This is a genomic window from Streptomyces sp. NPDC086554 (assembly GCF_040686095.1).
In the GTDB taxonomy this organism is placed as follows: Bacteria; Actinomycetota; Actinomycetes; order Streptomycetales; family Streptomycetaceae; genus Streptomyces.
The window spans coordinates 162633-184881 of record NZ_JBFBJK010000010.1; the positions used below are offsets into that span (position 1 = coordinate 162633).

Annotated in this window: 19 protein-coding genes; 7 read left to right on the forward strand and 12 right to left on the reverse strand. The window is 69.8% G+C overall.

Going from position 1 to position 22249, the window contains the following annotated elements; translation table 11 throughout:
* Positions 1–60: 60 nt before the first annotated feature.
* Positions 61–522, forward strand: coding sequence for a hypothetical protein (locus tag AB0O76_RS18590; protein ID WP_365491948.1), 462 nt, complete (start codon positions 61–63; stop codon positions 520–522).
* A gap of 140 nt (positions 523–662) precedes the next feature.
* Here AB0O76_RS18590 and ppc read toward each other — a convergent pair whose 3' ends face one another.
* On the reverse strand, positions 663–3395 hold the full coding sequence (gene ppc, locus AB0O76_RS18595; protein WP_365491951.1) for a phosphoenolpyruvate carboxylase: 2733 nt from the start codon (positions 3393–3395) through the stop codon (positions 663–665).
* A gap of 296 nt (positions 3396–3691) precedes the next feature.
* Here ppc and AB0O76_RS18600 point away from each other — a divergent pair, with 296 nt between their 5' ends.
* Both AB0O76_RS18600 and AB0O76_RS18605 read left to right on the forward strand, forming a co-directional pair.
* On the forward strand, positions 3692–4693 hold the full coding sequence (locus AB0O76_RS18600; protein WP_365491954.1) for a fatty acid desaturase: 1002 nt from the start codon (positions 3692–3694) through the stop codon (positions 4691–4693).
* A complete protein-coding gene (locus AB0O76_RS18605; RefSeq protein ID WP_360770459.1) occupies positions 4690–5376 on the forward strand; it encodes a TetR/AcrR family transcriptional regulator in 687 nt (228 codons plus the stop codon). The genes AB0O76_RS18600 and AB0O76_RS18605 overlap by 4 nt, the downstream gene beginning before the upstream one ends.
* 284 nt (positions 5377–5660) lie before the next feature.
* Here the strand turns inward: AB0O76_RS18605 and AB0O76_RS18610 are convergent, their stop codons facing one another.
* Both AB0O76_RS18610 and AB0O76_RS18615 read right to left on the reverse strand, forming a co-directional pair.
* The gene (locus AB0O76_RS18610; protein WP_365491957.1) at positions 5661–6038 is read right to left on the reverse strand and encodes a glyoxalase; all 378 of its coding nucleotides are present in this window, start codon (positions 6036–6038) and stop codon (positions 5661–5663) included.
* Entirely contained in the window at positions 6038–6889 is an 852-nt protein-coding gene (locus tag AB0O76_RS18615) for a trans-aconitate 2-methyltransferase (protein WP_365491960.1), read from the reverse strand. Before AB0O76_RS18615 ends, AB0O76_RS18610 begins: the two co-directional genes overlap by 1 nt.
* Positions 6890–7011: 122 nt before the next feature.
* Here AB0O76_RS18615 and AB0O76_RS18620 point away from each other — a divergent pair, with 122 nt between their 5' ends.
* Positions 7012–7509, forward strand: a complete 498-nt coding sequence (locus AB0O76_RS18620) for a MarR family transcriptional regulator (protein WP_365491963.1) — start codon at positions 7012–7014, stop codon at positions 7507–7509.
* On the opposite strand, the gene AB0O76_RS18625 is transcribed toward AB0O76_RS18620, so the two are convergent.
* Positions 7468–8244, reverse strand: coding sequence for a response regulator transcription factor (locus tag AB0O76_RS18625; protein WP_365491966.1), 777 nt, complete (start codon positions 8242–8244; stop codon positions 7468–7470). The genes AB0O76_RS18620 and AB0O76_RS18625 overlap by 42 nt on opposite strands.
* Before the next feature lie 264 nt (positions 8245–8508).
* Here AB0O76_RS18625 and AB0O76_RS18630 point away from each other — a divergent pair, with 264 nt between their 5' ends.
* Positions 8509–8964, forward strand: a complete 456-nt coding sequence (locus tag AB0O76_RS18630; protein ID WP_365492367.1) for a GNAT family N-acetyltransferase — start codon at positions 8509–8511, stop codon at positions 8962–8964.
* Positions 8965–8976: 12 nt separating this feature from the next.
* Here the strand turns inward: AB0O76_RS18630 and galK are convergent, their stop codons facing one another.
* From galK to galT, 3 genes are read right to left on the reverse strand one after another with little or no spacing between them, the layout of a single operon-like run.
* Positions 8977–10143 carry a galactokinase gene (gene galK, locus AB0O76_RS18635; RefSeq protein ID WP_365491969.1) on the reverse strand — a complete coding sequence of 389 codons (1167 nt, stop codon included), beginning with the start codon at positions 10141–10143 and terminating at the stop codon, positions 8977–8979.
* A 20-nt stretch (positions 10144–10163) separates the two neighbouring features.
* Positions 10164–11117, reverse strand: coding sequence for a UDP-glucose 4-epimerase GalE (gene galE / locus AB0O76_RS18640; RefSeq protein ID WP_365491972.1), 954 nt, complete (start codon positions 11115–11117; stop codon positions 10164–10166).
* Entirely contained in the window at positions 11114–12175 is a 1062-nt protein-coding gene (gene galT, locus AB0O76_RS18645; protein ID WP_365491975.1) for a galactose-1-phosphate uridylyltransferase, read from the reverse strand. Before galT ends, galE begins: the two co-directional genes overlap by 4 nt.
* A gap of 228 nt (positions 12176–12403) precedes the next feature.
* Between galT and AB0O76_RS18650 the strand changes: the two genes are divergently transcribed.
* Entirely contained in the window at positions 12404–14086 is a 1683-nt protein-coding gene (locus tag AB0O76_RS18650; RefSeq protein WP_365491978.1) for a sodium:solute symporter family protein, read from the forward strand.
* Positions 14087–14110: 24 nt separating this feature from the next.
* Positions 14111–14392 carry a hypothetical protein gene (locus tag AB0O76_RS18655; protein ID WP_365491981.1) on the forward strand — a complete coding sequence of 94 codons (282 nt, stop codon included), beginning with the start codon at positions 14111–14113 and terminating at the stop codon, positions 14390–14392.
* Positions 14393–14414: 22 nt separating this feature from the next.
* On the opposite strand, the gene AB0O76_RS18660 is transcribed toward AB0O76_RS18655, so the two are convergent.
* From AB0O76_RS18660 to AB0O76_RS18680, 5 genes are all read right to left on the reverse strand, one after another.
* Entirely contained in the window at positions 14415–15143 is a 729-nt protein-coding gene (locus tag AB0O76_RS18660; protein WP_365491983.1) for a LuxR C-terminal-related transcriptional regulator, read from the reverse strand.
* 266 nt (positions 15144–15409) lie between these two features.
* Positions 15410–17260: a PQQ-binding-like beta-propeller repeat protein gene (locus tag AB0O76_RS18665; RefSeq protein WP_365491986.1), complete on the reverse strand. Its 1851-nt coding sequence runs from the start codon at positions 17258–17260 to the stop codon at positions 15410–15412.
* A gap of 73 nt (positions 17261–17333) precedes the next feature.
* Positions 17334–19145 carry a PQQ-binding-like beta-propeller repeat protein gene (locus AB0O76_RS18670; protein ID WP_365491989.1) on the reverse strand — a complete coding sequence of 604 codons (1812 nt, stop codon included), beginning with the start codon at positions 19143–19145 and terminating at the stop codon, positions 17334–17336.
* A 146-nt stretch (positions 19146–19291) separates the two neighbouring features.
* On the reverse strand, positions 19292–21118 hold the full coding sequence (locus AB0O76_RS18675; protein ID WP_365491992.1) for an ABC-F family ATP-binding cassette domain-containing protein: 1827 nt from the start codon (positions 21116–21118) through the stop codon (positions 19292–19294).
* 54 nt (positions 21119–21172) lie between these two features.
* The gene (locus tag AB0O76_RS18680) at positions 21173–22111 is read right to left on the reverse strand and encodes a DUF4328 domain-containing protein (RefSeq protein WP_365491995.1); all 939 of its coding nucleotides are present in this window, start codon (positions 22109–22111) and stop codon (positions 21173–21175) included.
* Between the last annotated feature and the right edge of the window lie 138 nt (positions 22112–22249).

A 22249-nucleotide genomic window follows, 5' to 3' on the forward strand; every position in this document is an offset into this window, starting at 1 on the left:
CTTGGGCGCCGCCCCGGCGAGTGTTGACTGAGCGCAGTCATATGGCCAAGGATCGCCGCCATGAACGCGCTGCTTCTCGGACGCCGTACGGCGATGGGCGGGCTCGCGGTGCTGCTTCTCGTCGCCGGCATCTGGGCGTCCTGGGGCACCGCGCAGCACGTGATGCTGACCGATGAGCGGGAGCGCGGCACGATGCGGATCGCGCGCTGCGATGCCGATGAGTGTGTGGGGTCGTACGTTCCCGGATCCGCCGGTTCCAAGGCGCGTGCGCGGGTCGTGATCGACCGCTCGATCGCGGAGAAGAAGGGCGCGCGGATCCCGGTGGCCGTGAAGCCCGGCACGTCGGAGGTCGTCCGCGCGGGCGGCCCCGGCTTCCTCCACGCCTGGCTCCCCCTGGGCGGAGCGCTGCTCCTGGCCTCGGTGGTGGTGGCGGGGGGTCTGCGCCTGCGCCGCACGGCGTGGGGCCTGGCCCTGGCGGGCGGGACGCTGCTGACTGCGTCGTACGCGTCGCTGACGTTCTAGCCGCCGCTTCGCGGCGATATCTCCCTCCCACCCACCCGAATACCCGGAGAACGGGTGGGTGGGAGGGAAAGATCCGCCGCGAAGCGGCGGGACAGAAAAGCGCAAGCCCAACGGCAAAGCGCCCGCCCCGCCAGAGAGCCTCAGCCGGTGTTACGCAGACCGGCCGCCACACCGTTGACGGTGAGCAGCAAAGCCCGGGCCAGCAAAGGATCCGCCTCATCGCCGCGCGCAGCCGCATCCCGCTGCCGCTTGAGCAGCGCGACCTGGAGATACGAGATCGGGTCCAGGTAGGCGTCACGGATGGCGAATGTCTGCTGAAGCGCCGGGTGCGAATCCAGCAGCTTCTCGCCGCCGGTGATCCGCAGGACCTCCGCCACCGTCAGCGCGTGCTCCGCCTCGATCGCCTCGAAGACGTGCTTCAGCTCGTCGGGGACGAGCGTGTCCACGTAATGGCGGGCGATCCGCAGGTCCGTCTTGGCCAGCGTCATCTCCACGTTCGAGATGAAGTTCTGGAAGAAGTGCCAGTGCTCCTGCATCTCGGTGAGCACCGTTTCCAGGCCCGCCTCACGCAGCGCCTTGAGCCCCGAGCCCACGCCGAACCAGCCCGGCACGATCTGCCGCGACTGGGTCCAGCCGAAGACCCACGGGATGGCGCGCAGGCCGTCGAGCGAGACGCCCGAGCCGGGGCGGCGGGAGGGCCGGGAGCCGAGGTGCAGGTCGGCGAGCTGGTCGACCGGCGTCGACGCGAGGAAGTACGTCGGCAGGTCCGGGTCCTCGACCAGCTTGCGGTACGCGGAGTGCGCGGCGTCCGAGACGACGTCCATGGCGGCGTCCCAGCGGGCGAGCGCCTCGTCGGACTGGCGGGGAGCCGTGTGCAGGGCGGAGGCCTGCAGCGTCGCCGCGACCGTCAGTTCGAGGTTCTCCCGCGCCAGCGAAGGCACCAGGTACTTGTCGGAGATGACCTCGCCCTGCTCGGTCACCTTGATCTCGCCCTCCAGGGTTCCCCAGGGCTGGGCGAGGATCGCGTCGTGCGACGGGCCGCCACCGCGGCCGACGGTGCCGCCACGGCCGTGGAAGAGCCGCAGCCGGACCCCGTAACGGTGCGCGACGTCACGCAACCTCCGCTGGGCCCGGTGGATCTCCCACTGCGAGGTGGTGATGCCGCCGAACTTGGACGAGTCCGAGTAGCCGAGCATGACCTCCTGGACGTCGCCCCGGAGCGCCACCAGCCTGCGGTACGACGGGTCGGCCAGCATCTCGTCCAGGATGACGTCGGCGGCGCGCAGCTCGTCCGTGGTCTCCAGGAGCGGCACGATGCCGATCTTCGCCCAGCCTGCGTGCAGGTCGATGAGCCCGGCCTCGCGCGCAAGGACAGCAGCGGCGAAGACGTCGTCCGCGCCCTGGCACATCGAGATGATGTACGACTCGATGACCTCGGGCCCGAAGACTTCGAGGGCCTTCTTGACCGTCAGGAAGACACCCAGGGTCTTCTCGCCCGCGGCGTCGACCGGCGCCGGGGTCGGGCCGAGCGGACGCCGGGACCGCAGCTCCTTGGCGAGCAGCTTCTGCCGGTACTCGCGCGGCATGTCCGTGTACCGCCAGGACTCCTCGCCGAGCCGGTCGAAGAGCTGCCCGAGCGCGTGGTGGTGGGCGTCGGCGTGCTCGCGTACGTCCATGGTGGCGAGCTGCAGACCGAACGCGGCCAGCGTACGGATCGTGCGGTTCATCCGGCCGTCGGCGAAGAGGCCGCCCTTGTGCTCGCGCAGCGAGGTCTGGACGAGGGTGAGGTCGTGAAGGAGCTCACCGGTGCCCAGGTAGTCGCGCCCCGGATCGTGGGCGGTGCCGCGGGCCAGGCGCTGCTTGGTGTTCTCCAGCTTCTGCCGGATGCAGGTGGCCTTGAGTCGGTAGGGCTCCTCGGCGTTCAGCCGCTTGTAGCGCGGGCTGATCTCGGGCAGCCGCTCCAGGTCGAGCTGGAGGGAGGACTTCAGCTCCTCGGTGGCTCCGGTGTAGCGGATGGAGTTGGAGAGGAAGCCGCGCAGCTCGTCGACGAGGGCGAGCGCGTCGTTGATGCCGTGCTCGTGCTGGAGGATCAGGACGTCCCAGGTGACGTCGGGCGTCACGTTCGGGTTGCCGTCGCGGTCGCCGCCGATCCAGGTGCCGAAGGTCAGCGGACGGGTGCCCTCGGGCAGCTCGACGCCGACGCGCTCCAGCTCGGCCGTCAGGTCTTCCAGTACGTCCCCGACGGCGCCGGCGTGCAGCTCGTCCAGGTAGTAGATGGCGTTGCGGGCCTCGTCGGCGGGCTCGGGGCGGACGACCCGCAGCTCGTCGGTCTGCCACACCAGGTCGATGTTCTCGGCGAGCCGGGTGTCGTGGCGGCGCCGGTCGGCCTCGATGACCGGCGTCTCCAGGAGCTCGGCGACCCGGCGCAGCTTGTTGAGGACCGACCGGCGGGCGGCCTCGGTGGGGTGCGCGGTGAAGACGGGGCGCACGTTGAGGTGCTGCACGGTCTGGCGCAGGTGCTCGGGGTCGGCGTCCTTGAGCCGGTCGGCCGTACGGGACAGGAGCCCGCCCTCGGCGGCCCGGCGGGCGCGCAGCTCGCGGCCGCGGTGGACCTGCTCGGTCACGTTCGCCAGATGGAAGTACGTGGAGAAGGCGCGGACCAGCTTGGCCGCCGTCTCCAGTTCCGTACCACCCAGAAGGCGGGCGGCTGCCTCGCCGTCCTCGCGGGTCAGGCGGCGGACCTTCTCGACCAGGTCAAGGAGCTCGGGGCCCTCCTGACGTACGAGGGTCTCGCCAAGGAGATCACCGAGGCGCCGGATGTCGGCACGCAGCTCGGTGCTCGCCGTGGTCGTCTGGTCGTCGGCACTGCTCACAGGTGCGGCTCCTTGCAGTGTTGAAGCACGTCAGGTCTGGGAGGGGTCCCCAGCCCGGATAGGAATCCGTGTTCCGGGGGAAATAGAGAGCGGACCGCGCTGTCCGACCGATTCCAAGGATAAGTGTCACTTCGCGGCACGGGCTCGCGGCCTCTTGCCGCCAGGTCCCGCGCTGCCATACTTACGACGCCGTAGGTTACGGGACCGTAGGAACACGGGAGCGCACGGCTGTGTGCACCCGGCGCCCGCTGTGACCGTTGTAACCCTCAACCCTCGACCCCACAGGGGACGTGCCCATGACCCCATCTTCCGATGCGTACTCCGACACCGATGTGATCGAAGACGCTCCCCGGGCGGCCTCGGACGCCGTTCTGCCATCGGCGACGCTCGGCGGCGAGAAAAAGCGTTCGCTCGAACAGATCACGCTGCTCCTGTTCATCACCGTCCCGTTCCTCGCCCTGCTCGCGGCGGTGCCGCTGGCCTGGGGCTGGGGTGTGAGCTGGCTTGACCTCGGCCTTCTCGTCTTCATGTACTACCTGGGCTGCCACGGCATCACGATCGGCTTCCACCGCTACTTCACGCACGGCTCCTTCAAGGCGAAGCGCCCGCTGCGGATCGCGCTGGCCGTAGCCGGGTCGATGGCGGTGGAAGGTCCCCTTGTCCGCTGGGTGGCCGACCACCGCAAGCACCACAAATTCTCGGACGCGGAGGGCGACCCGCACTCCCCCTGGCGCTTCGGCGAGACGGTCCCGGCGCTGATGAAGGGCCTGTGGTGGGCGCACATCGGCTGGATGTTCGATGAGGAGCAGACGCCGCAGGACAAGTACGCACCGGACCTGATCAAGGACCCGGCGCTACGCCGCATCTCCCGCCAGTTCCTTCTCTGGACGATCGTCTCGCTGGGCATCCCGCCGCTGGTCGGCGGCCTGGTGACGATGTCCTGGTGGGGCGCCTTCACGGCCTTCTTCTGGGGTTCGCTGGTGCGAGTGGCCCTCCTCCATCACGTCACGTGGTCGATCAACTCGATCTGCCACGCGGTGGGCAAGCGCCCGTTCAAGTCGCGCGACCGCTCGGGCAACGTGTGGTGGCTGGCCGTCCTCTCCTGCGGCGAGTCCTGGCACAACCTGCACCACGCGGACCCGACGTCGGCTCGGCACGGCGTGATGAAGGGCCAGCTGGACTCGTCGGCGCGGATCATCCGCTGGTGCGAACAGCTGGGCTGGGCGACGGACGTGCGCTGGCCGTCAAAGTCCCGTATCGAGTCCCGGCGGAAGCCGAAGACCGTCGGCCCGGCATGATTGACGACGTGGCGACCGACTCCAGCAATTCCAGCCCCTCCAGCAAAGAGAAGCAGCCCCGGCGCGCCCGCCGGACCCGGATGACGGGTGCCGAGCGCCGGGAGCAGTTGCTGGACATCGGCCGTACGCTCTTCGCCGCCAAGGGCTTCGAGGGCACGTCGGTGGAGGAGATCGCCGCGAAGGCGGGCGTCTCCAAGCCGGTCGTGTACGAGCACTTCGGCGGCAAGGAGGGTCTGTACGCGGTGGTGGTGGACCGCGAGATGCGGGCGCTGCTCGACGGGGTGACGGGGGCGCTGACGGCGGGGCATCCGCGCGAGCTCTTGGAGCAGGCAGCCTTCGCCCTCCTCGACTACATCGAGACGTACACGGACGGCTTCCGCATCCTGGTCCGCGACTCCCCCGTCGCCCAGTCGACGGGCACGTTCGCGTCTCTCATCTCCGACATCGCGACGCAGGTGGAGGACATCCTCGGGCAGGAGTTCAAGACCCGGGGCTTCGACCAGAAGCTGGCCCCGCTCTACGCCCAGGCGCTGGTCGGCATGGTGGCGCTGACGGGCCAGTGGTGGCTGGACGTCCGCAAGCCGAAGAAGGCGGAGGTGGCGGCGCACCTGGTGAACCTGGCCTGGCACGGCCTCGACGGCCTGGAGCCAAAACCCCGCCTGATAGGCCACCGCAAGGCCTAGCGGCAGCGACGGGAGGGGCGGGGCAGGGGTACACACCCCCACCCCTCCCACCACACGGCACACCGCGCCCCCGCACCACCGCCGCACCGCATGCCGCGCCTCGGCACCAACACCGCCGCTTCGCGGCGGATGCCTCCCGCCCACCCACCCGTTCACCCCGCAGCGCCGGGTGAACGGGTGGGTGGGCGGGAAAGATCCGCCGCGAAGCGGCGGGACAGGCGCGAACCCAGGGCGCCACGCAAGGCCCTCGCAATCGGCGCCGACCTGGAGTGGCCGCCGCGCGCTCAGGCCCCCGGGCTCTCCCCGGTCGGCTCCAGGAACTCCAGGCGGTTGCCCACCGGGTCCTCGGAATAGAAGCGCCGGTGGCCCGGAAGGGTGTCGTCCCAGAGGACGTCCGCGCCCCGCGCGGCGAGACGCTCGGCGTATGCCGAGATGCCCCGCACCCGCAGCCCGGGATGCGCCTTGCGCGCCGGGCGGAAGTCGGCCTCCACCCCCACGTGCAGCTCGACCGCCCCCGCGCGGAACCAGCAGCCGCCCCGCGCCGCGAGCACCGGCGGCTTGGGGATCTCCGTCATGCCGAGTACGTCGGTGTAGTACGCCCGCAGCTTCGGCTCGCTGCCGGGCGGCGCGGCGAGCTGGACGTGATCGACGGCCACCAGCATCAGGCGCGCTTCCGGGCCACCGCGAACACCCTGCGGAAAGGGAAGACCGTGCCGCCCGCGCCCGCCGGGTACGCCTTCCTCAGCAGGGCCCCGTACTCGGACAGGAACGCCTCCCTCGCCTCCGTGTCGTCCCCCAGCGCCGTAAGCACCGGCCGCAGGCCCGTCCCCTTCACCCAGTCGAGGACCGGGTCATCGCCCTCGAGGAGGTGGAGATACGTCGTCTCCCAGGCGTCCACCTCGCAGCCCAGCGAGACGAGCCGCTCCAGGTACGCCGTCGGCGAGAGCACCGCGTCCGCGTGGCGCAGGTGGCCGCCGAGCCGGTCCCGCCAGCGCGACGACTCGGTCAGCTCGCGCATCAGTACGTGGCTCGGGGCGTCGAAGTTGCCGGGGACCTGGAAGGCGAACGTACCGCCGGGGGCGAGCGCGGCCACCCAGGCGGGGAAGGAGTCCGGGTGGCCCGGCACCCACTGGAGGGTGGCGTTGGAGAGGATCAGGTCGTACGTGCCCCGGGACGGCGCCCAGCCCACCGCGTCCGCCTCCGCGAAGTCGAGGCGGCCGCCGCCCGGCGTGGGCCCCGCGAGCGCCCCGGCCCGGTCCAGCATCTCCGGGGAATTGTCGAAGCCGGTGATGTGCGCCGTGGGCCAACGCTCGGCGAGCAGCCGTGTGACGTTGCCGGGACCGCAGCCCAGGTCGGCGATGCGCGGTGGACGGCCTTCGGGGGATGGGAGTTCGGGGATGCGGGCCAGCAGGTCGACGAAGGGGCGGGCACGGTGTCCGGAGTGGCGCAGGTACTGGCCCGGGTCCCAGGTGGGGGCGGCTGCGGCAGCAGGGGTGTTGGCGGCTGCGGACATCGGCGGGGCCTCCTGGATTCACGTATCTAGGCGTCGTATCGCCATCCTCGACGCCATCCTCGACCCATAAGTATCTTGACGTCAAGAGACTTCATGTCGACAGACCCCCTACACTGATCGTCATGGAGGACGAGGTCGATCGGCTGGTCGCAGCGTGGCGCCGGGAGCGCCCTGACCTCGACGTGGAACCGCTCGAGGTACTCAGCCGCGTCAGCAGGCTCGCGCGGCATCTGGACCGAGCCCGGCGGCTCGCCTTCTCCGAGCACAGCCTGGAGCCGTGGGAGTTCGACGTACTGACGTCGCTGCGGCGCGCGGGCGCGCCCTATCAGCTCTCCCCCGGGCAGCTGCTCACGCAGACCCTGGTGACCTCCGGCACGATGACCAACCGCATCGACCGCCTCGCGAAGAAGAGCCTCGTCGAGCGGCTGCCGGACCCCAGCGACCGGCGCGGTGTCCTTGTGCGGCTCACCGAGGAGGGGCAGAACAGGGCCGACCAGGCGCTCGCCGGGCTCCTGGAGCAGGAGCGGGCCATCCTCGCCGAACTCTCGCGCGCGCAGCGGGGCGAACTGGCCGCGCTGCTACGCCAGTTGACCGCCCCGTTCGACAACATCCCCGGCTAGGTCGACCGGTCCCACGCCCGCCCTGCGGGCCAGCGCGACGGCCGCGAGCGTGGAGTGCACGCCCAGCTTCCCCAGCACGTTCTGCATGTGCGTACGCACCGTGTGCGGGGAGAGGAAGAGGCGTTCGGCCACCGCCTTGCGGCCCAGGCCCGCCACCATGCAGCGAAGGACCTCGCGCTCGCGCGGGGTCAGGGACTCCACCAGGCGCTCGGACTCCGTGCGGTGCTTGCGCGCGGCGGTCAACTCGCGCAGGACACCGGTGAGCAGCGCGGGCGGCAGATGGGTCTCCTCCCGCAGCACCCCCCGGATGACGGTCAGAAGCCGGGACAGGGAACAGTCCTTGGCGACCCAGCCCGACGCTCCCGCCTGCAGCGCGAGGGCGGCCCTGCGCGGGTCGTCCTTCTCCGCAAGCACGACCGTACGGACCATCGGCTGGCCGGAACGGACCCCGGCCACGAGTGAGATCCCGTCGACCAGACCGTCCGCGTTGCCCTCCTGGACGGACGGCGCGGGCCGAACACCCTGCATGGAGCTCGCGGACGCGCCGAGGTCGGCGTCGACGAGCAGCACGTCGTATCTGCGCCCCTCGGCGATTGCCCGCTCGAGGCAGCGCAGCGCGGCAGGGCCACTGCCCGCCGCGGACACGTCGACGTCCGGCTCCGCCGCCAGAGCCGCGGCGAGCGACTCGGCGAAGATGCGGTGGTCGTCGACGACCAGGACTCGGATACGAACCACTGAAACCCCCTTCCCCAGGCCCTCGTCGGAGAGCAGGGGATACCCCATCGTCTGAAGACGCACGGTGCGGGTACGACGCACGGAACGGAGGTCGCCGCAGTAGGCACGGCCGCCGCCGTGCTGTGACTGCTACCCCCACCCCGGGCGTCGTACCCGACTGTCTCGCCCCCTGAACGGTGCCGGCCCCCACCGGCACTGCCCTCAGAGTAGGGCCGGAGGGCAGGAGCGGAAGGTGATTTACAGAACTGATTGGCCAGCGCGTTTATGGTGAGCCGTATGTTTCGTATTGAGACAGGAGTCGACAAAGCGCGGTTCGCTCTGCTCCTGAACGGGCTCGAGGACGCGAACGCGGCGGCTTCCCCGGCGCTGCGAGCGCTGCGCGGCACCCCTCAGGATCGTGAAGTGCCGCTGGCCGTCTGGGTCCTTGACCGCACGGACGCACTGGCCGGCGGTCTCGCGGGGCACACCTGGGGGCGCTGGCTCCATGTGAACCACCTCTGGGTCGCCGAGGGCCACCGGGGCGCGGGCCTGGGCGCGCGGCTGCTCGGCGAGGCGGAGCAGCTCGCGCGCGAGGAGCGGGGCTGTCTCAACTCCCGTGTCGAGACATGGGACTTCCAGGCTCCCGGGTTCTACCGGGGGCAGGGATACGAGGTGGTGTCGGTCATCCCCGACTACCCGGAAGGGGCAAAGGAGTTCACCCTGACGAAGCGGCTGGGGTAGGCACGCCGAGGCTCACCCCTCCCGCCGCGCCCCCGCCGAAGGCACCGCCGGGAACACCCGCGGTGCCGTGAAGCCCGCCGTCACGAACGCCTCCGTGATCGACTTCGTCACCCGCTCCGCGTCCGGCTCCTCCACCAGGACGATCGCCGAGCCGCCGAAGCCGCCGCCCGTCATCCGGGCGCCGATCGCTCCGGAGGCGTTCGCGGTGGAGACCACCAGGTCCAACTCCTCGCAGGAGATGCGGAGATCGTCGCGGAGCGAGGCGTGCCCGTCGGTCAGGACGGGGCCGATCGCGCGTACGTCGCCCGCGTCGAGCAGGGCGATGACCCGCTCGACCCGGTGGTCGTCCGAGACGATGTGGCGGACATAGCGGCGGATCTTCTCGTCCGTCAATTGCGCGAGGGCCGACGGCAGTTCGGCGTACGGAACGTCGCGCAGGTGCGACACCCCGAGGATGGCCGCGCCCTCCTCGCAGCCTGCCCGGCGCTCGGCGTACGCACCGTCCCCCAGCTCGTGCTTGACCCGCGTGTCGACCACCAGGAGCCGCAGGCCCTGCGCCGCGAGGTCGAAGGGGATCTGGCGTATCGAAAGGTCCCGGCAGTCCAGGTGCAGGGCGTGGCCCGCCGTGGCGCACGCCGACGCCATCTGGTCCATGACGCCGCAGGGGACGCCGACGAAGGCGTTCTCGGCGCGCTGGGCGATGACCGCCAACTCGGGGCGGGACAGAGAGAGTTCGTAGAGGTCGTTCAGGGCCAGCGCCGTGACGACCTCCAGGGCGGCGGACGAGGAGAGGCCCGCCCCCGTCGGCACGGTCGATGCCAGGTGGATGTCCGCGCCGCCGGACACCGCGTGGCCCGCGTCCCTCAGCGCCCACACCACGCCCGCCGGGTAGGCGGCCCAGCCGCCCTGCCCGGCCCCCCGGGCGGTCAGCGTCAGGGGGGTCAGCTCGTCGACACGCAGTTCGGCCACCGGGGCGTCGATGTCCGCCGAGTGCAGGCGCAGGACGCCGTCGGTGCGGCGTGCCACCGCCGCCACCGCGGTGTGCGGCAGCGCGAGCGGCATCACGAAGCCCTCGTTGAAGTCCGTGTACTCGCCGATGAGGTTGACCCGGCCTGGTGCCGACCAGACCCCGTCGGGCGCGTACCCGTACAGCTCCGTGAACTGCGCTGCTACGTCCATGAGTTACCCCTCAACCTCTGCTAGCGCCGGGCGAATGCCCAGGCGTCGGCGACGATGCCCGCGAGGTCCGCGCGGGTCGGATTCCAGCCGAGCCGCTCCCGCGCGGTGGCCGCGGAGGCGACGAGGACCGCCGGGTCGCCGCCCCGGCGCGGGGCCATGACCTCGGGGATCGGGTGGCCGGTGACCTGGCGGACGGTTTCGATGACTTCGCGTACGGAGAAGCCGTTGCCGTTGCCGAGGTTGCAGATCAGGTGCTCGCCGGAGGTGGCCGCCTCGACCGCGAGGAGGTGCGCCTGTGCGAGGTCCGCGACGTGGATGTAGTCGCGGACGCAGGTGCCGTCGGGGGTCGGGTAGTCGTCGCCGAAGACGGAGATCGCCTCGCGCCTGCCCTGGGCGACCTGGAGGACGAGGGGGATCAGGTGCGACTCGGGGTCGTGCCGCTCGCCGTACTCCCCGTACGCGCCCGCCACGTTGAAGTAGCGCAGCGAGACCGCGCCCAGGCCGTGGGCGGTCGCCTCGCCCGTGATCATGTGGTCTACGGCGAGCTTCGACGCGCCGTACGGAGAGGTGGGGGCGGTCGGGTCGGTCTCCGTGATGGGGGTGCTGACCGGCTCGCCGTACGTGGCGGCCGTCGAGGAGAAGACCAGCTTGCGTACGCCCGCGTCGCGCATCGCGGCGAGCAGCGCCATCGTGCCGCCGACGTTGTTGTCCCAGTACTTCTCGGGCTTCACGACGGACTCGCCGACCTGCGAGAAGGCGGCGAAGTGCAGGACAGCGTCGTAGGAGGAGTCCAGCCACTTGGCGGCATCGCGGATGTCGCCCTCGACGAAGGCGGCGCCCGCGGGGACGCCCTCGCGGAATCCGGTGGAGAGGTTGTCGAGGACGGTCACCTCATGCCCGGCCTCGATCAGATGCTGGGCCACCACACTGCCCACATAGCCCGCACCGCCGGTGACCAGGTACTTACCGCTCATGAACTCGCTACCTCTCGCAGTCGCTGGGCCGCGGCTTCCGGCGGCACGTCGTTGATGAACACACTCATGCCGGATTCGGAACCCGCGAGGAACTTCAGCTTGCCCGAAGTGCGGCGGATGGTGAAAAGCTCGAGGTGGAGGGCGAAGTCGTCCCGATTGACCCCGTCATGTCCCCCCAGTGAGCCGAAGGGCGCCTGATGCCAGGCCGCGATGTACGGGGTGGTCTTCTCGCCTTCGCCGAAGATCCGGTCGAAGCGCCTCAACAGTTCCAGATAGACCTGGGGAAACTCTGTGCGCGCGGCCTCGTCGAGCCCGAGCAGGTCCGGCACCCGGCGCTTGGGGTAGAGGTGCACCTCGTACGGCCAGTGGGCGCTGTAGGGGACGTACGCGATCCAGTGTTCGGCGTCCAGGACGACGCGTTCGCCCGCCGACTCCTCGGCCACGACGTCGTCGAAGAGGTTGCGGCCGCCCGTCGCCTCCTTGTGCGCGGCGAGCGACCTCAGCATCAGGGACGTACGCGGCGTCACGAAGGGATAGGCGTAGATCTGGCCGTGCGGGTGGCCGAGGGTCACGCCGATCTCGGCGCCGCGGTTCTCGAAGCAGAAGACCTGCTCCACGGAGGGCAGGTGGGAGAGCTCGGCGGTGCGGTCCGTCCAGGCGTCGAGGACGAGCCGGGCCTGCTCGTCGGTGAGGTCGGCGAAGGACGCGTCGTGGTCGGAGGTGAAGCAGACGACCTCGCAGCGGCCCGCGTCCCCGGCGAGCGAGGGGAAGCGGTTCTCGAAGACCACGACGTCGTACGAGGAGTCGGGGATCTCGCTCATGCGCCCCCCGGCCGACGGGCAGAGCGGGCACTCGTCGGCCGGCGGGTGGTAGGTGCGGCCCTGGCGGTGCGAGGCGATGGCGACGGCGTCGCCGAGCAGCGGGTCGCGCCGGATCTCCGATGTGGTGGAGATGGGGTCCAGGGGCCTGCGGTCGATGGCATCGCGCACCGCGTCGTCGCGCGAGTCGTAGTAGATGAGCTCACGACCGTCTGCGAGACGGGTCGAGGTCTTCTTCACGTCCGGGGCTCCTCACCAACACCCATCAAACATAACCGCACATAACAAACCACAAGGCAACAGCAACGTCAATGGCGCGGCAGGACGGGCTCAGGGCGGGCCGGAACGGGGCGGAGCCTATGCGTCCGATCACAATCCAACAAAGAACACCAACAGAACTGTTCAGTTATTGAAGTGAGGGGCGTAGGTTCCGGTCTGATCAGTTCGCGCAACGAAGCGAGTTCACCTATGCAGTCCCCCACACAAACCCTGGCCGAGGGGCTTCGGCTGCCCACCAACGGCCTCGACTACGCGATCCTCGCGATCTACTTCGCCGTGGTCCTCGGGATCGGCTTCGCCGCCCGCCGCTCCGTGAAGACCAGCCTCGACTTCTTCCTCTCGGGCCGATCGCTGCCCGCCTGGGTCACCGGTCTCGCCTTCGTCGCAGCGAACCTCGGCGCCACCGAGATCCTGGGCATGGCGGCCACCGGCGCCCAGTACGGCGTCGCGGTCGTGCACTGGTACTGGATCGGCGCCATCCCCGCGATGGTCTTCCTCGGCCTCGTGATGATGCCGTTCTACTACCGCTCGAAGGTCCGCTCGGTGCCGGAGTTCCTGCTCCAGCGCTTCGACAAGTCGGCGCACCTGCTCAGCTCGGTGCTCTTCGCGTTCGCGGCGATACTCATCGCGGGCGTGAACCTCTACGCCCTGTCGATCGTCGTCGAGGCGCTGCTCGGCTGGCCGCAGTGGGTGGCGATCGTCGTCGCCGGGTTCTTCGTCCTGGCGTACATCACGATCGGCGGTCTCTCCTCGGCGATCTACAACGAGGTGCTCCAGTTCTTCGTGATCCTCGCCGCGCTGATCCCGATCTGCGTCATCGGCCTGAAGAAGGTCGGCGGCTGGGACGGCCTGAGCGGATCGATCGAGAAGTCGCACGGCGAGAACTTCATGACCGCCTGGGGCGGCACCGGCATCGGTGACGCCAACCCGCTCGGCGCGAACTGGCTGACGATCATCCTCGGCCTCGGCTTCGTGCTCTCCTTCGGCTACTGGACGACCAACTTCGCCGAGGTGCAGCGCGCCCTGTCCGCCAAGAACCTCTCCGCCGCCCAGCGCACCCCGCTGATCGCCGCCTTCCCGAAGATCTTCATCGTCTTCCTGGTGATGATCCCGGGCCTGGTCGCCGCCGTACTCGTCCCGAAGATCGGCACCGCCGGATCGGACCTGACGTACAACGACGCGATCCCGTACCTGATGCAGGAGTTGCTGCCCAACGGCGTGCTCGGCATCGCGGTGACCGGTCTGCTCGCCGCGTTCATGGCCGGCATGGCGGCCAACGTGTCGTCCTTCAACACCGTGTTCACGTACGACATCTGGGCGAAGTACGTGGTCAAGGACCGCGAGGACGGCTACTACCTGAAGTTCGGCCGGCTCATCACCGCGATCGGCGTCCTCGCCTCCATCGGCACGGCCTTCATCGCCTCGTCGTTCTCGAACATCATGGGGTACCTGCAGACGCTGTTCTCCTTCTTCAACGTCCCGATGTTCGTGGTCTTCATCATCGGCATGTTCTGGAAGCGCGCCTCCATGAAGTCCGGCGTCTGGGGTCTGGTCGCGGGCACCACCGCGGCGATGGTCAACTACTTCTGGATCTACAAGCAGGGCGTCATCGGCATCCCGACCGACCAGGGCGCCAACTTCGTCTCGGCGATCGTCGGCTTCGTCGCCGGTGCCGTGGTGATGGTCGTCGTCACGCTCTTCACCGCGCCCAAGCCGGAGGCCGAACTCGCCGGTCTGGTGTACGGGACGACCGCGCCGGGCATCGAGGAGCCGCCCGCCGAGGGCGACGACGCCTGGTACCGCAAGCCCGCGCTGCTCGGCTGGGGTGCGATCGTGCTCGCGGCGGCCTGCTACCTGCCGTACTCGCTCTAATCCCGATCGGAGGTCTGGAAGATCATGTCTGAACTGCAGAACGAAGTCTCCGAGCTGGAGCGCAAGTCCGCCACGGCGGCCCGTCTCTTCGACATCCGGCGCATCATCGGCGGCCTGTTCGTCGTGTACGGCGTCATCGTGACGATCGCCGGGATCGCACCGTCCGACGCCGACATGGACAAGGCCGAGGGCATCAACATCAACCTGTGGACGGGCCTGGCCATGCTGGCGCTCGGGCTCTTCTTCCTCGGCTGGCTGTGGCTGCGCCCCACGGCGGCGCCCACCCAGGAGCCGGAGGACGAGTAACACCCCCGGCCGGGGCCCGAGTTCACTCTGCCGGTGACTCGGGCCCCTTCGGCGTCTCCACATCGTTGGCGTAGGCCGCGGCCGCCGGACGCTCCGCGCGGTCGAGCAGCCCCGTCCGCGCGGCGAGCGCGGCCGCCTCAAGACGGGACCCGACGCCCAGTTTCATCAGAACCCGCTGCACATGCGTCCGCGCGGTGCTCGGCGCGATGCCCATCCCGGCGGCGATAAGGCGGGTGTCCTCGCCGTCCGCGACCCGCACCAGGACCTCGACCTCGCGCGGCGTCAGCATCTGAAGGAGCCGCTGCCCCTCGTCGTCGGGCTGCGCCGCCGGATTCAGGAGCTCGCTGAACGCGCCCTGGAGCAGCTGCGGGGCGACGGCCGCCTCGCCCGCTCTCGCCTTCATGATGGCTCGCTCGACGCCCTCGATGCGCTCGTCATGGCGTACGTATCCGGAGGCGCCCGCGGCGAACGCCGCCGCGATGCCGCGCGGGCTCGGCACCGGGCCGAGCACCACCACAGCGACCTGCGGACGCTCCCGCTTGATCTTCACCACCGGGTCGAACATGCCGGCCTCGGCGGGCGTCGCCGTGCCGAGGAGGCAGACCTCGGGGGCCCGGCTGATGACCAGTTCCGCCGCCCCCGCGGCGGGCGCGGCCGCGGCGAGCACCCGGTGGCCACGTAGTTTCAGCGCCGAGGCGAGCGCCTCGGCGAGCAGTCGGTGATCGTCGACCACCATGAGCCGCACACCCATAGAGCAACCCCCCAATGTCCCCCACTGATCCCCCACGGATCGAGGGCCCCCCGGCCCCGCACCCACTCATCCCCCGGAAGCTACACGCTTGTTCGACGTTGCGCGCCCCCTACCGGCGAGAAGCGGCCCGGAATGCGGAAATACCGCCCATGGACGGGTGACGGGTTGTACGTGCGTACGGAGGGCGCGCACGGGAATGCCGAACGGCCCCGCTCCACAAGGGGATCGGGGCCGTCCGGTATCGCGCTCCGGGCGCGGGCCTGCGGTTACTCCGCCACGAAGCCCAGCGCCGTGTACTCCTTCTCGTCCTTCGAGTACGGCTTGCTGATCAGTTCCTTGCCGAGGAACAACTTGCCGTCGCCGTAAAGGAGTTCGTTCGACTTCGGGACCATGCCGCTGATCGCGTTGCCGACCGCCTCGGCCGCCGGGGTCTCCAGGAGCTTGGTCTCCTTCATCGTCTTGCCGTTGATGGAGACGACCTGGGAGCCCTTGTTGTAGCCGCCGTCCTTGTACGCCAGGATGTTGCCGCCGTCCATCCGGATCGGGAACATCTCGCCGCCCTCGCCCGCGTCGGCGCGGCCACCGTCGGTCTTACCCGTCTTCAGCGAGAACGAGATGATCTCGTTGGTCTGGCTGTAGCTTTCACCGCCACCGTCGTGCTGGCGGGTCGGGACGTACAGCTTGTCGTTGCCGACGGCGATCGAGGTGCAGTCGTGTACGACGTTGACCTCGCAGTTGTGGTCGTACTTGCCGTCGGGCAGCGAGATCTTGGCGCGCAGCTTGCCCTGGTCGTCGAGCGAGAAGACGTCCGTGGCACCGCTGGAGGTGATGTCCTGGGTGTCCTGGCCGTAGACCACCGGGCTGGTCGAGATGATCTTGGCGTTGTCGACGCCCGGCGTCACCGGGTACGTCCACTCGGCATCGCCGGACGTCGCGTCGAGGAGCTCGACGCTCAGCTTCTCGTCGCCGTAGTCACCGCACTTGCGCACCGCGACCAGCTGCTCGCCGCCCGCGTAGCCCTCGTCCTGGCACTTGTCGCCCGCCGTCGGCTCCCACAGGAGATCGCCCGACGACGCCTTGAAGGCGGCGCCGCCCGCGCTGGTGCCGACAGCGACCGTGCTGCCGCTGATGGTGAGCTCCTGGACGCGGGCCGCCGAGCTGCCCTCCTTGACCTCTTCCGTCCAGAGCAATTCGCCGGACTTCAGGTCGATCCCGGAGATCTGCGAGCAGGTCTCGTGGTCGCCCGACTTATTCCGCTTGGCCTCTTCGTACGCGACCGCGGCGACGCCGTCCTTGGTGATCTCGGGCGAGGCCGCGCACGTCTGGCCCTTGAGCGGCCGCGTCCACAGCTCCTTGCCGGTGGCCGAGTCATAGCCGACGATCTTGTTGACGCCCGCCTTGGCGTAGACGCCCTCGGTGAGCCAGGAGCCCTTGATGCTCCAGACGTCGTCCTTGGGCACCTCGGGCTGCGGGAGCTGCATGACGATCTTGCCCGCGGTGTTGGCCGGGACCTTCTCCTTGCCCGGGCCGCCCTCGGCCGCGCCGCCGCCGCCCTTCTGCTCCCCTTCGCCGCCCTTGCCGCCGGACGAGCCCTCGGAGCTGGCCTCGGTGTCGTCCTTGCCGGACGTCGTGGCGTAGAAGACGCCGCCGCCGACGATCAGGGCGATCGCGACCACCGCGCCGATGATGATCTTCATCTGGCCGCTGAGCCCGCCACCGCCGGACCCACCGGGAGCGCCCGGCTGCGGGGCCATCGGCATGGTCGGGGGCTGCTGCTGGTAGGCGCCGTACGGGGGCTGCTGGCCGTAGGGCTGACCCGGCTGACCCGGGTAGCCGTAGCCCTGGGGCTGGGTGGGGGCCTGCGGGGCCGGGGCCTGCGGGGCCTGCGGTGCCTGCGGGTAGCCGTAGTTGGGCTGGCCCTGCGGCGGCTGGCCCTGCGGCGGCGGGGGCGGCGTCGGCGGCTGCGCGGGCGGCGGGGTGCCGGGCGCCTGCGGGTAGCCGTACCCCGGGTTCGGGTTCGGCTCGGGGGCCTTGCCGAAGCCGACGGCGGGGGGATCCTGCGGTGCGCCGAACCCGCCCTGCTGCGGGGGCTCGTTGGGCGGTGGGGGCTGCGTCATGACGTCTTTTCCTTGAGGCGAGAAGCTTGCGGCGTGAGGCGTGGGCGGGAATGTGACTGGACGACGGAGAGGGCTACTTTCCGTAGGCCAGCATCAGCTTCTCCTGGCCCTGCGTGCTGCCCGAGAGCCGCGTGGTGGAGATGTAGAAGCGTCCGTCCACGTAGTCGACGTCCTTCGAGAAGAAGCCGCTCTCGATCTCCGAGGTCCCTTCCGGGTTCTTCAGGAGCGTCTTGGGCGTGTGCGAGCCCGACGTCGAGATCGAGACGATCTGACCGCCGGCGTCGTACGACGGGTTGACGTAGGCGATGAGCGAACCGCCCTCGACCTTCATCGGCAGCATCGACTCCTCCAGCGGAGACTTCGTGCGCCAGGCCTCCTTGCCGGTGGAGAGGCTGACCGCGACGACCTCGTTGGCACCGGAGCTCGCCTCGGTCGGCAGGTAGAGGTTCTTGTCGTCGACCGTCACACCCAGGCAGCCCTGCAGGCTGCCGCCGAGGAACGTCGAACCGCCGCACTCCGGTGCGAACTTCTCGTCGACGCTGACCTCAGAGCGGGTGGCGCTGCTGTTGGGCTTCAGCGTGGTGATGTTCCACTGCTTCTTGTCCTCATTGGTGAGGTAGACGACCGTGGGGCTCTCGGAGTAGATCCGGCCGACCTTCCAGCCCTTGGGGAACTTCTTCGTCCAGACGGCCTTGCCGGTCTTCGGGTCGATCTGCTGCAGCTCGTCGTGCTCCGTGTCGGAGCCGGCACCGCAGGACAGGGCGCGGAGCATCTTCTTGCCGCCGGCGAAGCCACTGGGGAAGCAGGTGCCCTCGTCCTTCTTGTCGGATACGAAGAGCTCCTTGCCGTCGCTCATCCGCAGCGCCGTGCCGGACTGGGAGCGGCCGACCATCAGCGTGTCACCGGTGATGGAGAGGTCGGCGTTGCTGGCGAAGTCGAAGAGACCTTCCTCCTCGACCGGCTTCTTCCAGCCCTTGTCACCCGTCTTCAGGTCGACGACCTGGACCTGGCTGCACTTGGCGTTGTCCTTGAGCCCGTCCTTGTACGCGACGACGATCTTGCCGTCGGCGGTGGGCGTCGGGGTGCTGCCACAGATCTTCTGCGGGAACTTGATCGTGGGCCACGCGGCCTTGCCCGTCTCGACGTTGTAGGCGTTGATCTCCTTGAACGCGGCCTTGACGGCGACGTCGCCCTTGACCCACATGCCGTTGGCGTCGGCACCCGAACCGGGCACCTTGGGCGCTTCCTTGTACCAGAGCACCTTCGACTCGCCGGGCTGACGGCCCGCGTTGAGGTCTTCCTGCTCCTCGCCGCCGTCGCCGTCGCCGTTGCCGGGGTTGACCGGGGCGGAGCCGGTGGCCTTGGGGTCGTCACTCTTGCCGGCCGTCGGCTTCTTCTTCTTGCCGTCGTCGTCACCGCCGACGACCGCCCAGGCGACACCGCCGATGACGAGCGCCGCCGCGGCCACGGCCGCCACGATCAGACCGGGCTTGCCCTTGAACGGGTTCTTGCTGCCGCCGCCGGGCGGGGTGCCGGGAGCACCCGGGGCACCGGGGAACTGCGGCTGCGTCTGCGGGTATCCGTAGGGGCCCGACTGCTGCGGCTGGCTGTAGGGACCCGGCTGCTGGGGCTGGCCGTACGGGCCCGGCTGGTTGTACGGTCCGGGCTGGCCGGGCTGTTGCGGATAGCCGTAGCCGGGCTGCGGCGCGGGCGGCGTCTGCGGATAGCCGTAACCGGGCTGCCCCGCGGGCGGAGTCGGCGGGGCCTGCGGCGGCTGGCCGGGCGCCTGCGGCGGCTGGCCCGGTGGCTGCGGAGCGGCTCCCTGCTGCGGATCCTGCGGAGCTCCGAAACCGCCGGACGGCGGCTGGTTGGGCGGCTGAGTCATCAGCGCTTCCCCCTTCACTGATTTTTCGGCACGCCAAGTGGTGCTCAGGCCGACCTTTCTATCACCCTGCGCCTCTAGCACACCTGACCGGTCCGCCCCCTGTTCCCAAGGGAGGACCGGCCCGTGATGCGTCTGTTACGAGACCTCTACGCGTCCTCCGCCAGCTCTAGCCAGCGCATCTCCAACTCGTCGCGCTCGCCGATGAGTTGACGCAGCTCGGCGTCCAGTTCGGCCACCTTTTCGAAGTTCGTGGCGTTATCGGCGATCTGCGCGTGCAGCCATGTCTCCTTCGTGGACATCTTGTCCAGCTGCCGCTCGATCTTCTGGAGTTCCTTCTTCGCGGCGCGATTCTCTTTGGAAGACACAGTGGCGGAGGAGACGGTCTTCTGCGCGGCGGCCGGTGCGGTGACCGCGGGGGCCGCGGGGACGGCGGCTTCCGCCATCCGCTTGCGGCGCTCCAGGTACTCGTCGATGCCGCGCGGCAGCATCCGCATCGTCGCGTCACCCAGAAGCGCGAACACCTTGTCGGTGGTGCGCTCCAGGAAGAACCGGTCGTGCGAGATGACGACCATCGAGCCGGGCCAGCCGTCGAGTACGTCCTCCAACTGCGTCAGCGTCTCGATGTCGAGGTCGTTGGTCGGCTCGTCGAGGAAGAGGACGTTCGGCTCGTCCATCAGGAGACGGAGCAGCTGCAGCCTGCGCCGCTCGCCGCCGGACAGATCACCGACCGGCGTCCACTGCTTCTCCTTGTTGAAGCCGAACGTCTCGCAGAGCTGCCCCGCGGTCATCTCCCGGCCCTTGCCGAGGTCGACGCGCTCGCGCACCTGCTGCACGGCCTGAAGGACCCGCAGCGTCGGGCTGAGCTCGGCCACCTCCTGCGAGAGGTAGGCCAGCTTCACGGTCTTGCCGACCACGACCCGGCCGCCTGCGGGCTGCGCATCGCCGTCGGAGGTCGAGGCCTCGGCCATCGCCCGGAGCAGCGAGGTCTTGCCCGCGCCGTTCACACCGACCAGGCCGATGCGGTCGCCCGGGCCGAGTTGCCAGGTCAGATGCTTGAGCAGCACCTTCGGCCCGGCCTGGACGGTCACGTCCTCCAGGTCGAAGACGGTCTTGCCGAGCCGCGTGGTCGCGAACTTCATCAGCTCGCTGGTGTCACGCGGCGGCGGTACATCGGCAATCAGCTCATTGGCGGCCTCGATGCGGAACCGGGGCTTGCTGGTGCGGGCGGGCGCCCCGCGCCGCAGCCAGGCAAGCTCCTTGCGCATCAGGTTCTTCCGCTTGGTCTCCTCGGTGGCCGCGATGCGCTCACGCTCGGCACGCGCGAAGACGTAATCGGAGTACCCACCCTCGTACTCGTAGACAGACCCGCTCTGTACGTCCCACATGCGCGTGCACACCTGGTCGAGGAACCAGCGGTCGTGCGTGACGCAGACGAGCGCCGAGCGCCGCGTCCGCAGATGCTCGGCGAGCCAGGCGATGCCCTCGACGTCCAGGTGGTTGGTCGGCTCGTCGAGCACGATCAGATCAGGCTCGCCGATGAGCAGCTTCGCGAGCGCGATGCGCCGCCGCTCGCCACCGGAGAGCGGCCCGATGACGGTGTCGAGGCCCTGCGGGAAGCCAGGCATCTCAAGGCCGCCGAAAAGGCCGGTCAGCACGTCACGGATCTTGGCGTTGCCCGCCCACTCGTGATCGGCGAGGTCACCGATGACCTCGTGCCGCACGGTGGCCTCGGGGTCCAGCGAGTCGTGCTGGGTCAGTACGCCGAGCTGAAGCCCGCCGTTGTGCGTGACCCGCCCGGTGTCGGCCTCCTCCAGCTTGGCGAGCATCCGGATGAGGGTCGTCTTCCCGTCTCCGTTGCGCCCCACGACGCCGATCCGGTCCCCCTCGGACACGCCGAGGGAGACACCGTCGAGCAGGGCACGTGTGCCGTACACCTTGCTGACTGCCTCGACATTGACCAGATTGACGGCCATTAACGCTCCAGGTAAGGGGGATCGATCGATCTCCAGCGTAGTCGGAGGCGGCGGCTACCAGCCCGGCGGCCGTTGCGGGGGCATCGGCGTACCCGGCATCCCGGGGCGGGCGAATCCGAGCCGTACGTCCTGCATGGTGCTGATCAGGCGGACCGCCATGAGGCCGCAGATCCCGGCGGCGATCAGGGTCAGGTCGGAGAGGATGAACATCAGCACGGCGGTCCTGGCCTGCCCGACGTCCCCGTTGTCCGCGCTGGAGAGCAGCATCCAGCCGAGCGCGCTGGTGACGCTGGACGCGACCCAGGTGATCCACCAGGCGGTGACGGTGCCGCTTCCGGGGCGATAGGGCTGCGGGCCGTATCCGTACGGTCCCGAGCCGTACGGCTCGCTCGCCGCGATGATGTCGTCGGTGATCTGCTTCGGGATCCACCAGTTGGCCACCGGGATGAACCACGCGCCGATCGCCATGCCCGGCGACTGCCGGTGCCGTCCGGGCGCGAGCACCTCCGCGTTCATCCGCACCCGGTGGAACCAGGTCAGGAAGACGGGGATGGCGGCGAGGAAGCCGATGCCGAGCAGGATGACGGTGACGCCCCAGAACTCGCCGAAGTCGTCGTCGTAGTAGAGCAACCAGGCGCGGCCGAGGTCACCGTAGAGATCGAAGTCGGCGACGAGCCGCAGCAGGGTGAGTCCTGCGACACCGCCGAGGAGGATCGAGGCGGCGGTACCGAGGCCTCCGGCCGGGGTGGGGCGGGGCGGGATCGGGACGTAGTAGCCGGGGTACGGGGTGCCGGGCGGGGGCGGGTATCCGGGGTGTCCGGGGTGGCTTCCGGGCGGGCCGGGGGGTGCGGCTGGCGGGGGCGGAGTGGCGGCGGGCGGGCGGTCGGGTGCCTTGTCCGGCGCTTCCCAGGGTTTGCGTGCCGGGCCTCCGTCGCACTGCGGGCAGCGCCCGTCGGAGCCAAGCGGTGTTGTCTTGCACCGCGTGCAGTTCATTCTCCCCGCCCCCGATCTCAACTCGGCAGTCTGGGACGGGTGTTCCGTCCATTCGCCGAGCGATCAGGTTAGGCGATCAGCGCCGGGAGATTCAGCCCGTCGAGGGGGTCCCCCCTGCTCTTTAAGAGCTTGGGGGAG

Bases quoted from the DNA above. Each gene is read 5' to 3' on its own strand.
- AB0O76_RS18630 (WP_365492367.1), top strand. From the start codon at position 8,509: ATGGTGAGCCGTATGTTTCGTATTGAGACAGGAGTCGACAAAGCGCGG.
- AB0O76_RS18600 (WP_365491954.1), top strand. From the start codon at position 3,692: ATGACCCCATCTTCCGATGCGTACTCCGACACCGATGTGATCGAAGAC.
- AB0O76_RS18655 (WP_365491981.1), top strand. From the start codon at position 14,111: ATGTCTGAACTGCAGAACGAAGTCTCCGAGCTGGAGCGCAAGTCCGCC.
- AB0O76_RS18610 (WP_365491957.1), bottom strand. From the start codon at position 6,038: ATGCTGGTGGCCGTCGATCACGTCCAGCTCGCCGCGCCGCCCGGCAGC.
- AB0O76_RS18665 (WP_365491986.1), bottom strand. From the start codon at position 17,260: ATGACGCAGCCCCCACCGCCCAACGAGCCCCCGCAGCAGGGCGGGTTC.
- AB0O76_RS18615 (WP_365491960.1), bottom strand. From the start codon at position 6,889: ATGTCCGCAGCCGCCAACACCCCTGCTGCCGCAGCCGCCCCCACCTGG.
- galE (WP_365491972.1), bottom strand. From the start codon at position 11,117: ATGAGCGGTAAGTACCTGGTCACCGGCGGTGCGGGCTATGTGGGCAGT.
- AB0O76_RS18675 (WP_365491992.1), bottom strand. From the start codon at position 21,118: ATGGCCGTCAATCTGGTCAATGTCGAGGCAGTCAGCAAGGTGTACGGC.
- AB0O76_RS18620 (WP_365491963.1), top strand. From the start codon at position 7,012: ATGGAGGACGAGGTCGATCGGCTGGTCGCAGCGTGGCGCCGGGAGCGC.
- AB0O76_RS18670 (WP_365491989.1), bottom strand. From the start codon at position 19,145: ATGACTCAGCCGCCCAACCAGCCGCCGTCCGGCGGTTTCGGAGCTCCG.
- AB0O76_RS18660 (WP_365491983.1), bottom strand. From the start codon at position 15,143: ATGGGTGTGCGGCTCATGGTGGTCGACGATCACCGACTGCTCGCCGAG.
- AB0O76_RS18680 (WP_365491995.1), bottom strand. From the start codon at position 22,111: ATGAACTGCACGCGGTGCAAGACAACACCGCTTGGCTCCGACGGGCGC.
- AB0O76_RS18590 (WP_365491948.1), top strand. From the start codon at position 61: ATGAACGCGCTGCTTCTCGGACGCCGTACGGCGATGGGCGGGCTCGCG.
- AB0O76_RS18605 (WP_360770459.1), top strand. From the start codon at position 4,690: ATGATTGACGACGTGGCGACCGACTCCAGCAATTCCAGCCCCTCCAGC.
- AB0O76_RS18650 (WP_365491978.1), top strand. From the start codon at position 12,404: ATGCAGTCCCCCACACAAACCCTGGCCGAGGGGCTTCGGCTGCCCACC.
- galK (WP_365491969.1), bottom strand. From the start codon at position 10,143: ATGGACGTAGCAGCGCAGTTCACGGAGCTGTACGGGTACGCGCCCGAC.